The organism is Ruegeria sp. CE9 (genome assembly GCF_056537425.1).
Window position 1 is genome coordinate 860,909 of the sequence record NZ_JBQFRO010000001.1, and the last position, 18,881, is coordinate 879,789.

At 57.2% G+C, this 18,881-nt stretch carries 21 protein-coding genes and 1 tRNA gene; 14 read left to right on the top strand and 8 right to left on the bottom strand.

Translation table 11 applies throughout. From position 1 onward, the window contains the following. The first annotated feature begins 360 nt into the window (after positions 1-360). The 6 genes from ACR0B3_RS04290 to ACR0B3_RS04315 all read left to right on the top strand — a co-directional run bounded on the left by ACR0B3_RS04290 (position 361) and on the right by ACR0B3_RS04315 (position 6,376). On the top strand, positions 361-1,440 hold the full coding sequence (locus ACR0B3_RS04290) for a Hint domain-containing protein (RefSeq protein ID WP_480807974.1): 1,080 nt from the start codon (positions 361-363) through the stop codon (positions 1,438-1,440). 298 nt (positions 1,441-1,738) lie between these two features. Further along, positions 1,739-2,989, top strand: coding sequence for a tyrosine--tRNA ligase (tyrS, locus tag ACR0B3_RS04295; RefSeq protein WP_480807975.1), 1,251 nt, complete (start codon positions 1,739-1,741; stop codon positions 2,987-2,989). Positions 2,990-3,266: 277 nt separating this feature from the next. Continuing rightward, positions 3,267-3,824 carry a hypothetical protein gene (locus ACR0B3_RS04300; protein ID WP_480807976.1) on the top strand — a complete coding sequence of 186 codons (558 nt, stop codon included), beginning with the start codon at positions 3,267-3,269 and terminating at the stop codon, positions 3,822-3,824. A 182-nt stretch (positions 3,825-4,006) separates the two neighbouring features. After that, complete coding sequence (locus ACR0B3_RS04305) at positions 4,007-4,762, top strand: SDR family NAD(P)-dependent oxidoreductase (protein ID WP_480807977.1); 756 nt, start codon at positions 4,007-4,009, stop codon at positions 4,760-4,762. A 10-nt stretch (positions 4,763-4,772) separates the two neighbouring features. Continuing rightward, on the top strand, positions 4,773-5,336 hold the full coding sequence (locus tag ACR0B3_RS04310; RefSeq protein ID WP_480807978.1) for a sugar O-acetyltransferase: 564 nt from the start codon (positions 4,773-4,775) through the stop codon (positions 5,334-5,336). 275 nt (positions 5,337-5,611) lie between these two features. Beyond that, positions 5,612-6,376 carry a caspase family protein gene (locus ACR0B3_RS04315; protein ID WP_480807979.1) on the top strand — a complete coding sequence of 255 codons (765 nt, stop codon included), beginning with the start codon at positions 5,612-5,614 and terminating at the stop codon, positions 6,374-6,376. A gap of 55 nt (positions 6,377-6,431) precedes the next feature. On the opposite strand, the gene ACR0B3_RS04320 is transcribed toward ACR0B3_RS04315, so the two are convergent. The 3 genes from ACR0B3_RS04320 to ACR0B3_RS04330 all read right to left on the bottom strand — a co-directional run bounded on the left by ACR0B3_RS04320 (position 6,432) and on the right by ACR0B3_RS04330 (position 9,594). After that, positions 6,432-8,246 carry an ABC-F family ATP-binding cassette domain-containing protein gene (locus ACR0B3_RS04320; protein ID WP_480807980.1) on the bottom strand — a complete coding sequence of 605 codons (1,815 nt, stop codon included), beginning with the start codon at positions 8,244-8,246 and terminating at the stop codon, positions 6,432-6,434. Between the two features lie 52 nt (positions 8,247-8,298). Continuing rightward, positions 8,299-9,033, bottom strand: coding sequence for a GNAT family N-acetyltransferase (locus ACR0B3_RS04325; protein ID WP_480807981.1), 735 nt, complete (start codon positions 9,031-9,033; stop codon positions 8,299-8,301). Between the two features lie 84 nt (positions 9,034-9,117). Further along, positions 9,118-9,594 carry an outer membrane protein assembly factor BamE gene (locus ACR0B3_RS04330; RefSeq protein ID WP_170683566.1) on the bottom strand — a complete coding sequence of 159 codons (477 nt, stop codon included), beginning with the start codon at positions 9,592-9,594 and terminating at the stop codon, positions 9,118-9,120. An 83-nt stretch (positions 9,595-9,677) separates the two neighbouring features. On the opposite strand from ACR0B3_RS04330, the gene ACR0B3_RS04335 reads away from it, so the two are divergent. From ACR0B3_RS04335 to ACR0B3_RS04370, 8 genes are all read left to right on the top strand, one after another. After that, positions 9,678-10,214: a YceD family protein gene (locus ACR0B3_RS04335; protein WP_480807982.1), complete on the top strand. Its 537-nt coding sequence runs from the start codon at positions 9,678-9,680 to the stop codon at positions 10,212-10,214. A gap of 205 nt (positions 10,215-10,419) precedes the next feature. Next, a complete protein-coding gene (gene rpmF / locus ACR0B3_RS04340; RefSeq protein WP_170683564.1) occupies positions 10,420-10,626 on the top strand; it encodes a 50S ribosomal protein L32 in 207 nt (68 codons plus the stop codon). 24 nt (positions 10,627-10,650) lie between these two features. Next, positions 10,651-11,736, top strand: a complete 1,086-nt coding sequence (plsX, locus tag ACR0B3_RS04345) for a phosphate acyltransferase PlsX (protein WP_010440567.1) — start codon at positions 10,651-10,653, stop codon at positions 11,734-11,736. 24 nt (positions 11,737-11,760) lie between these two features. Next, on the top strand, positions 11,761-12,732 hold the full coding sequence (locus tag ACR0B3_RS04350) for a beta-ketoacyl-ACP synthase III (RefSeq protein ID WP_480807983.1): 972 nt from the start codon (positions 11,761-11,763) through the stop codon (positions 12,730-12,732). A 96-nt stretch (positions 12,733-12,828) separates the two neighbouring features. Then, complete coding sequence (gene ihfA, locus ACR0B3_RS04355) at positions 12,829-13,131, top strand: integration host factor subunit alpha (protein ID WP_008755922.1); 303 nt, start codon at positions 12,829-12,831, stop codon at positions 13,129-13,131. 18 nt (positions 13,132-13,149) lie between these two features. Continuing rightward, entirely contained in the window at positions 13,150-13,740 is a 591-nt protein-coding gene (locus tag ACR0B3_RS04360; RefSeq protein ID WP_480807984.1) for a MerR family transcriptional regulator, read from the top strand. Positions 13,741-13,801: 61 nt separating this feature from the next. Then, a tRNA-Pro gene (locus ACR0B3_RS04365) sits at positions 13,802-13,878 on the top strand. 61 nt (positions 13,879-13,939) lie between these two features. Continuing rightward, positions 13,940-15,019 carry a 2'-deoxycytidine 5'-triphosphate deaminase gene (locus ACR0B3_RS04370; RefSeq protein WP_480807985.1) on the top strand — a complete coding sequence of 360 codons (1,080 nt, stop codon included), beginning with the start codon at positions 13,940-13,942 and terminating at the stop codon, positions 15,017-15,019. A gap of 3 nt (positions 15,020-15,022) precedes the next feature. Here the strand turns inward: ACR0B3_RS04370 and ACR0B3_RS04375 are convergent, their stop codons facing one another. The 5 genes from ACR0B3_RS04375 to ACR0B3_RS04395 form a co-directional block, all read right to left on the bottom strand. Then, on the bottom strand, positions 15,023-15,262 hold the full coding sequence (locus ACR0B3_RS04375; protein WP_170683559.1) for a hypothetical protein: 240 nt from the start codon (positions 15,260-15,262) through the stop codon (positions 15,023-15,025). A 66-nt stretch (positions 15,263-15,328) separates the two neighbouring features. Continuing rightward, positions 15,329-15,979, bottom strand: a complete 651-nt coding sequence (gene scpB / locus ACR0B3_RS04380; RefSeq protein WP_480807986.1) for an SMC-Scp complex subunit ScpB — start codon at positions 15,977-15,979, stop codon at positions 15,329-15,331. Continuing rightward, entirely contained in the window at positions 15,972-16,766 is a 795-nt protein-coding gene (locus tag ACR0B3_RS04385; RefSeq protein ID WP_480807987.1) for a segregation and condensation protein A, read from the bottom strand. Before ACR0B3_RS04385 ends, scpB begins: the two co-directional genes overlap by 8 nt. Beyond that, complete coding sequence (gene nagZ, locus ACR0B3_RS04390) at positions 16,756-17,763, bottom strand: beta-N-acetylhexosaminidase (protein ID WP_480807988.1); 1,008 nt, start codon at positions 17,761-17,763, stop codon at positions 16,756-16,758. Before nagZ ends, ACR0B3_RS04385 begins: the two co-directional genes overlap by 11 nt. Next, positions 17,760-18,851 (bottom strand): SPOR domain-containing protein, encoded by a 1,092-nt coding sequence (locus ACR0B3_RS04395; RefSeq protein ID WP_480807989.1) that lies wholly within the window; start codon positions 18,849-18,851, stop codon positions 17,760-17,762. The genes nagZ and ACR0B3_RS04395 overlap by 4 nt, the downstream gene beginning before the upstream one ends. Between the last annotated feature and the right edge of the window lie 30 nt (positions 18,852-18,881).

Genomic DNA, 18,881 nt, shown 5'->3' on the forward strand with positions numbered 1-18,881 from the left:
GAGCTGTACAAAGTCCATTACCATATGTTCACAGATCCTTACAGCGGGTGCCAAGCTCTCCCAAGAATGTCCGTCGCCGATTTCAATGTTCCGCTTGATCTGACGCACCTTCGATCATTCCATATAATTCAGCTTCGACAGATTTGCATTGAAACATAGCGACTAAATAACGGCGGGTACTTTGGGATGTTGATTGCAATAAAAGCGCAGGCTCAAAACCCCGGACATTCGCAGATGTTGCACCAATGCTTATAGATGAGATACTAACATGCAGCAAAGCACAGACAACAAATTGAGGACAGGTGAGTAGATTCATACCGCTTAGTAAAAAGCGTCAGTGAATTGGCCTGAACAGGGTTTATGCCAAACATATACGGTGCATTTCGGACGGACACGACTCTGACCACGAACCAGGCCCAATTCGGCGGCGTTGGAACGACATTTGAGATCTCCGCATACAATACGATCGAAATTACTGATGGTGTTGATCCCAACACCATCGAGGGAGACGGCGTAACCAACGAATTCCCCGACGACCCCACGCAAACCTATCTGGGGAATGCAATTGCCTGGGACTACAATTACATAGTCACGGATGGCACCAATACCTATACGATTGGCGTTTTCGATTATGATTCCAGCGGCGACGACGCGTTTGGCGGCGGAGCCGAGCAAGGGTTCTTCATCGGCTTTTTGGGGGATGTCCCTCCGCTCAACACAACACTTACGATCACGGCGCTGGGTGACGGTGCCTTCACCAGTCCAGTCGTAAATCTGCCCGTTGACGACTTTGTTCCCTGTTTCACCAGTGGCTCGAATATTCGGGTAAGGGGCGGTCAGAAGGCGGTCGAGGATCTGCAAGCCGGCGATGAGGTCGAAGTGTTTGATCCCGCAGGTAAGGAACCCGGATTTGCCACCCTGCTGCGGGTGTTTCGTCGCACGATATCTGCCTCTGAACTGGCCTCGAACCCCAAGCTTCGCCCGGTTCGCATCAGTGCCGGAGCGTTGGGTCTGGGCTTGCCTCAGCGTGATCTTGTGGTGTCCCGGCAGCACCGGATGCTGGTGTCTTCAAAGATCGTCGAGCGTATGTTCAGGACTTCCGAAGTTCTGGTACCCGCCGTCAATCTGACTTCACTGCCCGGTATTTTCATCGATCACGATGCCCGGAGTGTCGAGTATTTTCATCTCCTTTTCGGGCAGCACGAGGTGATCTATGCCGAAGGCGCACCATCGGAAAGCCTGTTTACCGGACCAGAAGTGCTCAAGGCCATCAGTGCAGAAGCGCGAACAGAAATCCTGAGCATCTTTCCCGAGATCGCAGAACTGGAGTTTACCCCCAGACCCGCCTGCCCGATCCCGTCCGCGAAGCTGCAAAAGCAATTGATTGAACGCCACATCAAGAATGAAAAACCGCTTCTGTCCGGACACACTGAACGCTAGAAGCAGAGGTTCTCCGGCAGGATTTTCTGCGCTTCAAAGATCGAATCGACATCCTGCGCTACGTTATGCGTTGTCTCCTTATGTTTCCTTTCCAAAGCTTACCCGCCCGTTGGTTTAGGTGCGGACTGCACTTGCTCTGCAATGACTGGACATTCTGCGAGACTTAGGGAATTAGAAGGCCAGTCGCATGAATGTAACTACCGTCGTGCAACCAAGCGGGTCTGGTTTTGAAATTACTGACCTATGACTTACACCAGCCCTTGCAGAGAGGGCCAGAATACAGGGCCTATTGAGCGTCATGACCTACCACCCCAAATCGGATTTCATCGCCACGATGATCGAGCGCGGCTTTCTCGCCGACTGCACCGATTATCAGGGCCTTGACGACGCGCTGATCTCTGGGGTGCAGACGGCTTATGTCGGCTATGACGCCACGGCGCAGTCTTTGCACGTGGGTCACCTGATGAACATCATGGTGCTGCGCTGGCTGCAAAAGACTGGGCATAAACCGATCACCCTGATGGGTGGCGGCACCACCAAGGTGGGCGACCCCTCGTTCCGGTCAGACGAACGGCCCCTGCTGGGCCCTGAACAGATCGATGCCAATATCGCGGGCATGAAGCAGGTGTTCTCGAAATACCTGTCTTACGATGACAGCGACACCGGCGCGCTGATGCTGAACAATGCCGAATGGCTCGACAGCCTGAACTACCTCGATTTCCTGCGCGATATCGGGCGACATTTCTCGGTCAACCGGATGCTGAGCTTTGAATCGGTGAAATCGCGGCTGGATCGTGAACAGTCGCTGAGCTTCCTCGAATTCAACTACATGATCCTGCAGGCCTATGACTTCCTCGAACTGAACCGCCGGTATAACTGCGTTCTGCAGATGGGCGGCTCGGACCAGTGGGGCAACATCGTCAACGGCATCGACCTGACCCGCCGGGTGCTGGATCACGAGATCTATGGCCTCACGACCCCCCTGCTGACCACCAGCGATGGCCGCAAAATGGGCAAGTCACAGGGCGGCGCGGTCTGGCTGAACGACGACATGCTGAGCGCCTACGAATTCTGGCAGTTCTGGCGGAACACCACCGACGCCGATGTGGGCCGGTTCCTGAAAATCTTCACTGAGCTTTCAGTAGACGAATGCGACCGCATGGCCGCGCTGCAGGGCTCCGAAATCAACGAGGCAAAAATCCGCCTCGCCAATGAAGTCACCACTCTGCTGCACGGGGCCGATTCCGCTGCAACTGCCGAAGCCACCGCGCGCGAGGTATTCGAGAAGGGCGGCGTAGGCGGCGACCTCCCGACCCTCACGCTGAGCGCCTCGGAACTGGGTGAAGGCATGTCCATCGTCCAGCTGATCGTCAAATCCGGCCTCGCCAAATCCGGCAAAGAGGCCAAACGCCTGATCGCCGAAAACGGCGCCAAGCTGGACGACGCCCCGCTGACCGATGCGGGCCTGATGATCGACGCAGGCGCATTGTCCTCACCGATCAAGCTGAGCGCAGGCAAGAAACGCCACGCGCTGGTGCAACTGAGCTGATCCAGACAGGTGGCAGCCTCTCGGGTTGCCACCTTATTCGCATATTTTACCGATTAAAAAACTCGATATGCGGTATTTGGCGCGCGTTTGGCAATTGCCACATTCCGGCCATCGTGACCTGCGACAAGCCTCCTTAAATAGCCCGAGAGGCTAAGTTGAGTCGGAAGTCAATTTTTAGAATGATCATACAACGTTAGGTGAAACATCGGTCATTCGGAAAACATCCTGTTCGGATACTTAATTGACGACAGTTACAATCGTCGCCTGGGAGAAAAAGTTGACAGAGATCGACCAAGGCGATTTGTATTTTGACGTTCGACAATCCGTCCGAATGCGGAACATCCTCCGTCTCGTCATAGCGCCTCTGCTTTCTGTTGTTCTGATCTGGATTGGGTTTCTCCTCATCCCAGAAGAAACGGTTCTGCAGCTGCGCATTGAATCCATCGAAACTTGGTCGGCTTGGTCTTTTTTAGGATTGGTATGCATTGGCAGTGGATTCTACCGACTATTTAAAGAACTAATTTTTGCCATTCGCGCCATTTCTACGAAAGGTGAATGGCACTTTCGCCTCACAGATCATTCTTTGCTGTGGCACGTCCCTAAACATGCGCATGGGACTGAAGAGGGTTTTGAAGTGCCGCTTGAGGAATTGAGCCAGATCGAGATCAGAACTATCGAAAAAACCGAAGGCATTGATGAACGAGAGTACTGGATACACTTCCATTCGCGCGACCCCGTACAGCTCCGATCATATTCGGGGGTTAGCCTGTCATGGTTGGCCGAGAAAATTAGAGCAGCCGGAGTGCCTTATGAAGAAACCTGCGTCAGATACTAAGCAGTGGCAGCGATTTGAGTGCACGTAAAAGTCGATCGGGGTGTAAAATCAAATGCGCCAGCCACTGCTCGCGCGCATCCTGAGCAACAGCGTAACAGGCTTGATTGACCAAAGCTCTGACTGGACAGGAGGCTACGGTTGCGATTATCTGAACAAGTGTTCAGATCAAGAAGGAGCCCGCCATGCAACTCTCAACCACAGCTGCGGCGATCACCGGCGGAGCTTCTGGCCTGGGTGAAGCCACCGCCCGCCACTTTGCCGAACACGGCGCGCAGGTCACCATCCTTGACCGTGATGCCGAGCGTGGCCCAAAGGTCGCCGCTGAAATCGGCGGACATTTCGCACAGACCGACGTAACAGATGAGGCCTCGGTCGCCGCAGCCATCGCACAGGCGATGAATAAGATGGGCCGCATCAACGCTGCCGTAAACTGCGCCGGGATCGCAATCGGGGCCAAAACCGTTGGCAAAGACGGCCCCCACCCTCTGGACGCGTTTCAGCGCACCATCGACATCAATCTGGTCGGCACCTTCAACGTCTCACGTCTCGCTGCCGCAGAGATGGCCAAGAACGATCCCGAACCGGATGGCGCGCGCGGTGTGATCATCAACACCGCCTCGATCGCCGCTTTTGATGGGCAAAAGGGTCAAGCCGCTTATGCTGCTTCCAAGGGCGGTGTGGTGGGCATGACGCTGCCCATGGCGCGCGATCTGGCCTCGACCGGTATCCGCGTCATGGCCATCGCACCGGGCATCTTTATGACCCCGATGCTGGCCGGACTGCCCGAAGAGGTGCAGCAACAGCTTGCCGCCGACGTCCCCAACCCTGCCCGATTGGGCGATCCAAAAGAATACGGGCGTCTGGCCGGGTTCATCGTCGAAATGGGTTACCTGAACGGAGAGGTCATCCGTATCGACGGTGCCCTGCGCATGCGCTAAGACGGACTTTATGACCGAGTTGCAGAAAATGGCGGCGGGCGAATGGTATTGCTGCATCGATCCTGAACTGGAAATGCTGCGCATGAAGGCGCGCCGCGCGGTTCATGCCCATAACACCTGTTCACCCGATGACCGAGGGGCAATTGCGCCCGAACTGGCGTCGCTTTTCTCGGGTATCGGGCAGAATTGTTATGTCGAGGCTCCCTTCCACTGCGCCTACGGGATGAACCTAACGCTGGGCGATCGAGTGTATCTGAATGCGGGCTGTGTCATCCTCGACACCGCGCCTGTCCACATCGGTAGCGACTCGATGCTTGGACCTACGGTGCAAATTTATTGCGCCCAACACGCCAAAGACCCAGTCCTGCGCGCCCAAGGACTTGAAATCGATCATCCAGTGACGATTGGCGAGAACGTCTGGATCGGCGGTGGGGCAATCATCATGCCCGGCGTCACCATCGGAGACCGCGCCATCGTCGGCGCCGGAAGCATGGTCACCAAAGACGTGCCTGCTGGAGAAACCGTTGTCGGCAACCCGGCACGCGCTATGTCAACCGATACAGATCCACTGTAACGTGTGTAACCACTCGAATTCACTATCTTTTTCACGGGCCGAAATCACAGGAAAAACTGAACGGCATCAGACAATTCTCGCTCACATAGAGTCTGCTTCGCATTCTTTAGGAATGCCGCCTTCGCCGGGCAACGCTACCAATTTCGTATTGACTTTGAATGTCTTGCGTTGGTTTGCTGCCCGGCGTGATGAACGCCCACGAAACAGGTCGTGGCTATGGGGTAAACTGGATTGGCCAGGTGGCACTTCTGGCTCAAGAAAATTTGGAGAAACAATTGACCCGCATTTTTGCAGCACTTTACATCATCACCGCCCTGTTCGTCGGACCAGCAGCGGCGCATGAACGATTTGCTTTGGTGATCGGAAATGCCAGCTACGAAAATGTCCCGGCGCTCGACAACCCTGTGAACGACGCGCTTTTGATGAGCGATGAACTGCGCAGCGCAGGCTTTTCTGTCACAACGCTGAGAGATGTGAATCGCGCTGAGATGATGCAGGAGGTTGAGACCTTTGCAAGCAAAGTGCGCGCGGCAGGGTCAGAAGCGCTGTCTGTGTTTTATTTCGCAGGTCATGGTGTGCGCAGTGATGACTTTAACTATCTTCTCCCACTGAGCGTAAATATTGAATCCGAAGCTGACATTGCAGGCGAAGCCGTCCCGGCAGAATGGGTTCTGGATCGTATTCACACCCCACAGGCTGTCAGCGTGATGATCCTGGACGCCTGCCGCGACAATCCATTTGGCAATCAGTCGAACGTCACTGTTGATGTGGGTGATGGGCTTGCGCGTATGACCGCACGCACCAACAACCTGATCGCTTATGCCACCGGGCCTGGAGAAGTTGCACTGGATGGGACCGGGTCCAACAGCCCCTACACGGCAGCAATTGCGCGCGCGATCGGGACCTCCGGTCTAACCCTCGAACAGATGTTTGACCAGGTACGTTCAGACGTGATCAGCGAAACGGACGGTGTGCAATCCCCCTGGGCGCGGTCCTCGTTGAACATAAGGATTGGGATGAAGGACCCGACTGCGAACTGATCAGGCGTTTTGGTTTGTACAACTCATACAAACCAGTCTTTTCAGAATGTACAACTCAGACAGAACCCGCTTCGGCCTTCTCTTCCAGCATCAGCCACTCTTCCTCGGCTGCCGACAACTTTTCCTGCCGCTCAACCAGTGCATCCGTCGCCTTTTGGAATTTGACAGGCTCACGAGTGAACAGGTCGGGGTCGGACATCAGTTCTTCCAGCTTTGCGATCTCGGCTTCCAGACGTTCGATCTCGGCAGGCAGCTTTTCAAGCCGGTGTTTTTCCGAGAATGAAAGCCCCGCTTTCGCCTTCGCCTCTTGCTTTATCTTCGGCTTCGAAGGCTTTGCTTTTTCTTCTTTTTTTTGACCCACCTCACCGCGCTGCACGATGTAATCGGACCAGCCACCGGCGTAAACGGTTGCGCGCCCAATGCCCTCCATCGCGATCGTCGTTGTGGCGATGCGATCCAGAAAATCCCGGTCGTGACTGACCAGCAGAACAGTTCCGTCATAGTCGTCCAGCAATTCCTGCAAGAGGTCCAACGTCTCGACATCCAGATCGTTCGTCGGTTCGTCCAGCACCAACAGATTCGAGGATTTCGCCATCAGCTTCGCCAACAGAAGCCGCGCTTTTTCCCCACCAGACAAGGACTTAACAGCCGCTCTTGCCTGCGCGTCGTCAAACAGAAACTCCTTGAGATAGCCCACGACATGCTTGGGCTGCCCTCCCACCATCACCTGATCGGCCTTTCCTGAAACCCGCATCTCGGGATCACCCGTCAGGCTGTCCCACAGGCTCATCTCCGGGTCTAGCTGTGCACGCGCCTGATCGAACACAGCAATCTCAAGATTAGTGCCCAGCACCACCGTACCCTCGTCGGGTTCGACCTGGCCCAGCAGCATTTTCAGTAGTGTGGTCTTGCCCACACCGTTCGGTCCGACAAAGGCCACTCGGTCTCCGCGTTGTACCAAAAGGTCAAAATTACGCACAATCTGCTGCGATCCAAACGCCTTGGATACGCCTTTGGCCTCAATCACCTTCCGACCCGATTTTGGACCTGATTCCAAAGCCATAGCTGCAGAACCTTGGCGCTTGATCTGTGCTGCCCGCTCGGCGCGCAGCGCCTGTAATGCCCGCACCCGGCCCTGGTTACGTTTGCGGCGCGCGCTGATGCCTTCGACCGCCCAACGAGCCTCGGATTTGATCAGGCGATTCAGCTTGTGGCGCTGCTGGTCCTCTTCTTCCCAGACCTTGTCGCGCCAGCTTTCAAAGGCCTCAAACCCCTGTTCCTGCCGCCTTACAACGCCGCGATCGATCCACAGCGTCGCGCGGGTCAGCGCCCGCAGGAAAGCACGGTCATGCGAAATGAGCACATAGGCTGCACGCGTCGAGCCCAGCTCACGTTCGAGCCAAGCAATCGCCTCGATATCAAGATGGTTGGTCGGCTCGTCCAAAAGCATCAGGTCCGGAGCCTCGGCCATCAGTTTCGCCAATGCCGCCCGCCGCCGCTCGCCCCCGGACGCAATTTCAACCGCGCGCGCGGGATCGAATTTCAGGCCTTCGCCAGCACGTTCGACCTTGTAGAGCTCCCCCGGCTCCAGCCCGCTTGACGCATAGTCTCCCAGCGTCGCGAAACCCTGCATATCAGGATCCTGCTCCATGTAACCCACTGATTTACCTGGAGGGATCACGATATCGCCCTGATCGACCTCAACCAACCCGGCCATTACTTTCATCAGTGTGGACTTACCCGACCCGTTCCGCCCAACCAGCGCAACACGATCGCCGGGCTGAACCACTAGGTCCAGACCAGAAAACACCGGATCACCTCCGAAAGTCAGAGAGATACCGGACATCTGCAACAAAGGAATTCTCGCCATGCCCGCCAGCTAAACCGGCTGGGGCAACGCGTCAACGCCCATAAGCCGCGTTCTACCCGGCAACCGCGCGCAAGAGGCGTTTGCGTTCGTCGGGAATCGCTTCGATCTCAAGACCGGTGAAGACGTGCAGCGTGTTCATATGCCGGTCGACCACTGCGTGATCACTGACCCAGCCGCCCATCATCAGATAGGTGCGCAGCAAGGGCGGCATCCGCAGCATCGCCTGTTTTACATTGGGGCGTCGACGCAAACGCGCGGCAAATCGAAAAACATCGGGCGCCTTTACCCGCGGCAGCCAGCGCTTTGGCGCAAGATGCCGGTGTTTGAGCATGGCGAACGCATCCAGATAGTCAGCGGTTTCGGTTCCAGCAAAGGACGAACATCCAAACAGCATCTTAACGTCGTTCTGATCGACATATGCTGTCATCGCCCCCCAGGCGACCCGCAGGATGTCTGGATCATTGTAGTGCGGGTGGATACAGAACCGGCCCATCTCAACCATCGGTCCGGCAAAATCACGCAGCGCGGACAGATCATAGAACTGGGCCGAGTAGCTGCGCCCGATTTCCGTGCCAGCTTGCATTGTCAGCATACGAAAACAGCAGACCAAAGCAGCGCCGACTTTCATATCTTCGATTAATACGTGGCTGCAGCGGTCATCGAAGGCATCACTATCCAGACCGTCTGTACCAAAGGCGAGGGTTCGCAAGGCTTGCGCAGCCGCCACATCTTGCCGAGACTCTGCCAAGCGAGCCCGATAGCGGCCCTTGTTCAACAAAACAGCCATGGTCGCATCCTCCTGCGGTTGCTGACCGGTCACTACAACAGAATGTGTGACTGTCCTGTGACCACTGCAAGATGTTTAAGCGCGTTAGTTGCTTGCACCTGGAATATTCGCGGGGTTGAAGTTGCCGATATTGCCAAGCAGCTGACGCAAGAAGCCTTTGTCTTCAACGTTGGAATCGGTCACGCGGCGATCCAGCGTGATGACGTAGCCATCTTCGAGACCGAACCTTTCGATATTCCGCACAACGCCGCGTTGATCGAAGCTGATCGCGACCAGTTCGCGTGAAACGACCTCGGGGCGTTTCGGCCCATAATGACGGACGCGCGAGGCAACGTAGTAATACCCCGAATCCCGCACGACGCCCGATGCTGTGGGTGCGCCGATGGCTTCCTCAACGCTGTCACGCGTGTCGACACCGACCTGGATTTTGGCCAGATCCTCTGGCGGCGGGATGTAGCCATGATTCTTGAAGATCGGTGAACATGCGCCAGCGACCACCAGACAGGCCATAAATACTAGCGTTTTGGACGCCGGCTTAAACCTGTTCAGACCTTTCAACATGCACACCCTCTTGCCTTGGCCCCTTGCGGACCCTATCCGATTACAGAAACCAAGGCTCCGGTTCAACACAGGAAACCTCACGAATGAGCAACCAGACATCTTTGCGGGTCGCCGATCTGCCGCAGAACGCTCCGACCCCGTTTGAACTGCGCCCTACCGGCGAGGCGTTGGACGCGATCAAAAACGAGTTGGGCTTGCTGGGGTTGCGCAAACTGAGCTTTGTTGGCGAACTGCAGGCACAAGGCAAGCGTGACTGGGCGCTAAACGGAAAACTGGGTGCGACGGTGATCCAACCCTGTGTTGTCACGCTTGAGCCGGTAACTACGCGCATTGATGTCCCGGTGAGTCGCATTTATCTGGCTGATTGGAGCGATCCGGACGAGCCAGAGTTCGAGATCCCCGAAGGTGACGAGACCGAACCGCTTGGACCGGAAATTGATCCCGCGCCAATCATGATCGAGGCCCTTTCATTGGCCCTGCCCCAATATCCGCGCAAGGACGGCGCTGAACTGGATCAGGCAGACTATACCGAACCGGGAAAACAGGCGCTGACTGATGAGGATGTGAAACCCTTCGCAGGGCTGGCCGGGCTGCGGGATGCAATGAAAAAAGACGAGTGACAGGCATAGGATTTCCTGTCATAGCAAGCCGTCAGAAAAACCGCTTGAACATGACGAGAATCGCAGTATTTTCGCGCGCTCATTGGATTTTGGGTTGGACATTGCGGGGCAAGCCCCTTAAACGCGCGTCAAACCACGAGAAAACAAAGAACGTAACCCGGCCGGCAGCGAATCTGCGGGCCCATATCAGACAAAGGTTGAGACCATGGCCGTCCAACAGAACAAAGTTTCCAAGTCGCGTCGCAACAACCGCCGCGCACACGACGCTCTGGTTGCTGCAAACCCGAACGAATGCCCGAACTGCGGTGAACTGCGTCGCCCGCATCACGTTTGCCCGTCCTGCGGCCACTATGATGATCGTGAAGTCATCGCTCAGGCCGACGAAATCGACCTGGACGAAGACGCGGCCTAAGCCTGATTGGACGCAGGCCAAGGCATGACGGATCAGCCTACGCAAACCGGACGGATTATCATCTCGGTTGACGCTATGGGCGGAGATTCGGGCCCTGCCGTCGTTGTGGCGGGTATTGCCAAATCTGCGGACAAGAACCCCAAGATCGGGTTCATCCTGCACGGTCAGGAACAGGAATTGCGCAAGCTGGTTGCCAAACGGCGTGTCCTTGATGGGCGCGTCGTTTTTCGTGATTGCCCTGACGTCGTCACGATGGAAGACAAGCCCAGCCAAGTTGTGCGCAGCGGCAAGAACACATCGATGTGGTCGGCGCTGGAAGCGGTGCGCGCAGGCGAAGCGCACGGCGCGGTATCCTGTGGCAACACCGGTGCACTGATGGCGATGTCGATGCTGCGGCTGCGTAAGCTGCCCGGCGTGAACCGCCCTGCCATCGCGATTCTGTGGCCGTCACGTAACCCCCACGGGTTCAACGTGATGCTGGATGTGGGCGCGGATGTGCGCGCCGACGCCAAGGACCTGCTGCAATACGCTTTGATGGGCGCGTCCTACGCGCGCAATGGTATGGCGCTCAGCCGTCCTCGGATCGGGTTGCTGAATGTCGGCACCGAAGAACACAAGGGCCGCGCCGAGCTGAAAGAAGCCCATGCGATGATTTCGGACTTTGCTGATCAGGCGAATTTCGAATTCGTAGGCTTTGTCGAAGGCAGCGATATCCCCGGTGACAAAGCCGATGTGATCGTAACCGACGGCTTTACTGGCAATGTCGCCATCAAAACCGGTGAAGGTACCGCAAACTTGATCGGGGATTTGTTACGCGAGGCGTTCAAATACTCTCCGCTATCTCGTCTGGCCTCGATCCTTGCGATCACTTCGTTAAACCGTCTGAAAAAGCGGATCGACCCGCGCCGCGTCAATGGCGGCGTGTTCCTCGGGCTCAATGGAACCGTAGTGAAATCCCATGGCGGAGCGGACGCAACCGGTGTTTCCGCTGCGGTCAAGCTGGCTTTCACATTGGCTGAATCCGGTTTCGCCGAAAAATTGGCGGCACGGGTTGCATCAACAGCCGCACTTGCACAAGATGCGGCGCATTCCGTGTCTCAATCGGAATAATAACAAAAAAGGCAGTACCCCAGCATGGCAGGCCGCTCAGTTGTTGTAGGTGTCGGGCATTATTTGCCAGAACGCGTTGTACCGAATGCCGAGTTCGAAAAAACGCTGGATACCACGGACGAATGGATTCAAACGCGGTCCGGAATCGAACGGCGGCATTTTGCAGCCGAGGATGAAACGACATCCGATCTGGCCACCAAAGCAGCCGAAGCTGCATTGGCAGATGCCGGGCTCACCGCTGATGACATCGACGCGATTGTGCTGGCAACCTCGACCGCTGATCTGACCTTTCCGTCGGCGGCCACCATGGTCCAGGCCCGTTTAGGCATGACCAAAGGCTTTGCTTTTGACGTTCAGGCCGTCTGCGCCGGATTCGTTTTTGCGTTGAGCAACGCCAATGCGCTGATCCTGTCGGGCCAAGCTAAGCGCGTGCTGGTGATCGGGGCCGAGACCTTTTCGCGAATCATGGATTGGACCGACCGGTCGACCTGTGTGCTATTTGGCGATGGCGCGGGCGCGTTGGTTCTGGAAGAACAAGAGGGACAAGGCACCTCGGACGATCGTGGGATACTGTCCACCGATCTGAACTCGGACGGTCGATATAAAGACCTGCTCTATGTTGATGGCGGAGTGTCGACGCAATCCACCGGCCATCTGCGGATGCAAGGCAATCAGGTCTTCCGTCATGCTGTCGAGAAACTGGCCAAAACCGCCGAAGTCGCACTGGAGCGTGCGGGCTTGACCAGTGACGATGTCGACTGGATTGTGCCACATCAGGCCAATATCCGTATTATTCAGGGCACTGCCAAGAAAATGGGCCTGCCGATGGAGAATGTCGTTGTCACTGTACAGGACCATGGAAACACCTCTGCCGCGTCCATCCCCCTGGCCCTGTCCGTAGGCAAACAAAACGGCCAGATCAAACAGGGCGATCTGATCGTGACCGAAGCAATTGGCGGGGGCCTGGCATGGGGTGCAGTTGCCCTGCGCTGGTGACCGGCACAAACCGGCTTACAAAGCCGCCTGCAATTCATTGATATTGACAGCGAATTTCGCATCGCCATATGCTTTATCATCAACAGGGGAAAAAGCATGGGCGACAAAACACTGACCCGAATGGATCTGAGCGAGGCCGTCTTTCGTGAGGTTGGCCTGTCACGCAACGAAAGTGCGCAACTGGTCGAAAGCGTTCTGAACCATATGTCCGACGCGCTGGTGCGTGGCGAGCAGGTTAAGATCTCGTCTTTCGGTACTTTCAGCGTTCGGGACAAAACCGCCCGTATCGGTCGCAACCCCAAAACTGGTGAAGAGGTTCCAATCCAGCCGCGCCGCGTGCTGACCTTCCGCCCATCGCACCTGATGAAGGATCGCGTTGCAGCCGGGAACCGAAAGTAAGTTCAGGACGTCAAGGTTATGAGTAAGTCCCCCGATGCCTTTCGCACCATCAGTGAAGTTGCGGACTGGCTCGGAGTTCAGGCGCATGTCCTGCGCTTTTGGGAAAGCCGGTTCACGCAGGTCAAACCCGTAAAACGTGCCGGTGGGCGGCGATATTATCGCCCCAATGACATGCGTCTGCTGGGCGGTATCAAGAAGCTGCTGCACGAGGATGGTATAACCATCAAAGGCGTTCAGCGCATCCTTCGGGAACAGGGCGTCGCGCATGTTGCGTCGCTATCGCCCAGTCTGGATGAAAATGCTCCTGCGCCCAGTATCGACGACACCGAGGTGCCGTTCGCCGCAACGCCAGAACCATCCGCAAACCAGATCGATATGGATCTGGGCGTGCCCGCCCAATCTCCTGCCCCAGAGGTACCGAAACCTGTCGCTGCCCCCGAACCCAAGCCGATACCGGCCGAGCTGGATGCAGCCCCGCTGATGGGCGGCATTGCCTCACTGGCATGGAATCGTGACGAATATGACGATGAGCTGTTGCACCAGATTGCACCCATCGCCAAGGACCTGCGCAGGTGGCTGGATCGCGTCGAACACCACACGGTGGGATAGCAAAAAAGGCGATGATTTCCTCTTGCCCCCGCCGGGAAAGTCTTTATGAACACCTCAACGTCGGGCTATGGCGCAGCCTGGTAGCGCGTCCGTCTGGGGGACGGAAGGTCGCAGGTTCGAGTCCTGCTAGCCCGACCAAATCACACCGACGTTTGTGGCACATAGGCCAGATCCCGCTCTGGCAGCAGAGGGGATCGAGATGACAGGTGTTTGCCCGAACCAGCAACTGGAAGCGATGATCGCACGTGGTGAGATCACGGCCAGCCCCGATGTCATCCCCGCTCAGGTCCAACCGGCCAGCCTTGATCTGCGTTTAGGAACAGTTGCTTACCGGGTGCGCGCATCGTTTCTGGCGGGAGAAGGTCGTACTGTCGCGGAACGTTTGACTGAATTCGAGATGCACCGAATCAACATCACCGACGGGGCCGTTCTGGAAAAAGGTTGCGTCTATCTTGTGCCACTGATGGAATCGCTCGCCCTGCCCGATGATGTGAGCGCCGTTGCAAATGCCAAAAGCTCGACCGGGCGACTGGACCTGCTGACCCGCACCATAACCGATGGCGGAACGGAGTTTGATCGGGTGCCGGCAGGCTATACTGGCCCGCTCTATGCAGAGATTTGCCCGCGATCGTTCTCGGTTCTGGTGCGCCCCGGTATGCGACTGAACCAGATCAGGTTCCGCAAAGGTCAAGCGGTCCTCAGCGATGCCGAGCTGACTACGCTACATGAGCAAACCCCCTTGGTCGACGGGCCAGCCGTCATTCAGGATGGACTGGGATTTTCAGTTGATCTGCAGCTGCCCGATACTGATCTGGTCGGCTATCGCGCCAAACCCCACACCGGGGTGATCGATCTGGATCGGATCGGTGAATACGACCCGCAAGAATACTGGGAAGAGGTGCGCACCAAGGATGGGCGCATCATCCTTGATCCCGGAGCGTTCTATATTCTCGTTAGCCGTGAGGCAGTGCATATCCCGCCGATGTATGCCGCCGAGATGGCCCCCTATCTTGCAATGGTGGGCGAGTTCCGGGTGCACTATGCCGGGTTCTTCGACCCCGGTTTCGGTCATGCCGAAGCTGGAGGCGCAGGATCACGCGGCGTGCTGGAAGTGCGCTGCCACGAAGCGCCATTTGTGTTGGAACACGGGCAAGTGGTCGGGCGCTTGGTTTACGAGAAGATGGCCGAGATGCCGACGCAACTGTATGGCGCTGGTATTGCTTCGAACTATCAGGGTCAGGGCCTGAAACTATCCAAACATTTCAAGCCTGTGAGCTGAGTTTCAGAACTTCATGAACCGGCGCATCTGCCGGGTTACCTGCTTCATTTGCTTGGCGCTTTGTTTTTGGCGCGTCGCAGTATCGCGCATTTGGCGGTCTGCTTCGGGGCCAGTTCGGGTTTCAGGCTGACCCGGCTTGCGACCGACCCGGCTCGCCATATCAATCCCCTTGTCCACACCGTGGTTCACCAGGCGGCGCATGACCTGTCGCACGATCATGTCTATGATCCGATTGGCATTCATTGGCTCAACTCCGTTTCCTGCGCTCCTACAATAGGCGCGCTCTGCGGCAACAAAAGGGCTGTTCGATCACTCTTCCTCGAACAGCTCGGTCTGATCTTCGTCTTCGTCATGATCCGGTCCCTCACCCAGAGGAACCGCACCCGGAGGCGGCCTGTTTTCCAGCAACCCCGCCGCACGCAGCTCTTTTAGGCCGGGCAAATCTCGGGCATTTTCCAGCCCAAAGTGATCCAGAAACTCGGGTGTCACCACAAAGGTTACAGGACGGCCCGGCGTCATACGGCGGCGGCCCAGCCGGATCCATTCCATCTCCAACAGCTGATCGATAGTTCCGCGTGAAACGGACACGCCCCGGATTTCCTCGATCTCCGCACGCGTGCAGGGCTGGTGATAGGCCACGATTGCCAGTGTTTCGATGGCGGCCCGGCTTAACTTGCGGGTCTCAACCGTTTCCTTCTGCATTAGGAAGCCAAGATCGGGGGCCGTGCGGATCGCCCAGGCCTCACCCACACGCACCACGCGCACACCGCGCCCTTCGTATCGTTTCTGCAGCAATTCAACGGCTTGCGCTGCGTTGCTGCCGTGAGGCATCCGCGCTTCAAGATCAGCGATGGTCACTGGTTCGGCGCTCGCAAAAAGAACGGCCTCGACCATCCGTTCCTGTTCAGCCAGGGGCGGCGCTTCGAACAGGGTGCCGGTCTCTTCTGGGGCGTCAGTCACGGGTTTCGGTCCTCTTACGCAATTGGATTGGAGCAAAATTTTCGTTTTGCTTGATCTCCATATGTCCTTCTTTCACCAGTTCCAGCGAGGCCGCAAAAGTCGCCGCCGTGGCCGACCTGCGGCGCACCGGATCGGCGTCCCAACCGTCGGGCAGATAGGTCTCCATATCCGTCCAGGCACCGGCAAAACCAATCAGCGGGCGCATCCGTTCCAGCGCCTGTTCCATCGTAAAGACGGCATCGCGGTCCATGACGAAGGGGCGGAATTCGTCGCGGGTGCGGATACGCGCATAACCTTGCATCAGGTCCAGCAGCGTGGCGGAATAGGTCACAGTACGGATGCGGGTTACGTCCTCACCCTGCCCGCGCTTGAAGAAATCCCTGCCTAGCTGGTCGCGCGCCATCAGCCGCGCGGCGGCGTCGCGCATGGCTTGCAGACGTTCCAACTGGAAAGCGAGGTGTGCGGCCAGTTCCTCACCCGAGGGGCCTTCGTCATCCGGGTCGGGCGGAAGCAAAAGACGGGATTTTAGAAAGGCTAGCCAAGCGGCCATCACCAGATAGTCGGCTGCCAGTTCGATCCGCAACTGGCGGGCCTTTTCGACAAAGGTCAGATATTGCTGCGCCAGCGCCAGAACCGAGATTTTGCGCAAATCCACCTTTTGCGTGCGTGACAGGGTCAGCAACACGTCCAGCGGGCCTTCAAACCCATCGACGTCAACGATCAGCGCTTCGGCTGCAAGCCGATCCGCGACCGAGACCGGGTCTTCGCTAAAAAGGTTATCCTGCATATACCTGCCCGCCCATTAGGGCAGATAGTTCCGCTTCGGCGGCTTGGATGTCAAGTTCCCGCGGCGGTTGGCGTCGGGCTAACGCCCGATCTGCGCGGGCTTGTGCCGCATCCGACATCTCGCCCGCAGCTTCAAGCACCTGAACGCGTTCTTCAAATGCACCATTACAGTGCAAGGCGACATCGCATCCGGCGTCCAGCGCCTGACGGGCCAATTCGTCAGGCGCGCCTTGCAAGGCCTTCATCGTGATATCATCGGTCATAATCAGACCATCAAACCCAATCCGCTCACGAATAAGGGTCATCATCCCGGCGGAAATCGTCGCAGGCCGAGGGTCAATCTGGTCATAGACCAGATGCGCCGTCATCCCCATTGGTAAGTCGTTGAGCGCACGGAATGGCGCAAAATCGGCCTCTTCCAATGCTTCCAGCGAAAGGTCCACATGAGGCAGGTCGTGATGACTGTCGAGCGTCGAAAGGCCATGGCCCGGCATGTGTTTCACAACCGGCAGCACGCCGCCATCCAGATGGCCATTTGCAACGGCCCGGCCGATTGCAGAAACTTGTTCTGGATCAGAGGCATAGCATCTGTTTTTCAGAAACTTGTGCGTATCTTCGCGAGCCAGGTCGACCATAGGTGCGCAGTTGCTGTCGATGCCCAGATTCAGCAATTCATCCGCGATTAGGCGATAGCGCAGATACATCGCACGCTCAGCCTGATCCCCGGCACACGCGACATGGTCTAGCGGCGGCAACCATTCCCGTGCCAAGGGTGCGCGCAGGCGTTGCACGCGGCCTCCCTCCTGATCCACGGTGATCAGGCAGTTTCGACCAACGGCCTCGCGGAAATCATCGCACAGTGCGCGGGTCTGATCGGCGGTTTCGATGTTGCGAGCAAACAAAATGAACCCGAACGGGTTCATGTCTTTGAACAGAGCTTTCTCATCCGGCGTCAGGCGCAGCCCTTCGGCATCGGTGATGACCGCGCCAAATCTCACCGAACGGCGACCGGGATACAGTCGGCACCCTGCGCAACCAATGCGGCGCAGAACTGGCGCGAGTCACTCAGATCATCGAACCCCATGACACGCAAGCGATAAAAGGTCCGACCACCGCTTGAGGTTTTCTGGATAACGCGCTGTTTTCCATCCATATACTCGCCAAAACGTCCATTCAATCGCGCCCATTCTGCCTGCGCGACATCGGCGCTTTCATAGGCCCCAAGCTGCGCCAGCCGTGTCCCTTTGGCCAATGTGTCCGGGTCCACATCCAGACCAACGGCAGCCTTGATGGCTGCGTTTATCGCGGCTTCGGTGGCGCTGTTAGACGTGATGGAGCTGGGCGTAGCGCGGGCCGGACGCACCTGCGGCCGCAGCGACCGACGCACACCGGGCAGCGCGGCGATCTTCGGATCTGGTTGCTGCGCCGCATAATCAGCAGGATCAATCGCAGGCTCTTCCTCCGGCGTGACCAATGAGGCCAATTGCACGCCCTCCTGCGACGTCTGATCGGACTGAGGGTCAGCAGCAAGACCTTCAGCCAAAGCGTTTACGATGGCTTGGTCAGTGGAAGGCTCTTCAACTACTTGCACGGCATTCGTCGCTTCAAGCGCTGCCATCGGCGTATCTTCATCAGTCAGCGAAACGGGACGCGGAGCCAAAATCAGGCGATCTGCCGGAGGTGCCGCAGTCCCAACCGCAGCAACAGCATTCACCGCCAGCCCCTGATGATCCGCAGGCGTACCGCCGGGATTATCAGGCTGCACGCGCATCGGCCCTTCTGCAGCACGGACAACCGGCACGCCGCTAACGTCTCGCATGATCAACTGGTAACCCCAGACACCAACACCGGCGACCAACGCCAAGGACGCAACCGCCCCTAACACGTTGACAATACGACCCAACCCTGCGCCAGAACGCGGGGCTTCTTCATAGCCATAGCTTTCGTCGGGATAGTCATACGCATCCTCAGGATGCGCTTGATTCGAGTAATGCATCTGCTCGGGGCTGTGCTGCCCCGAGTAATCGTAACGTGCCATTTCCGCCTCACCGCCCGATTGCGCCGTAAAAAGTGGCGCGCGGGTCATTTCTTGTCTGCCTCAGACCGGCGGTTCGGG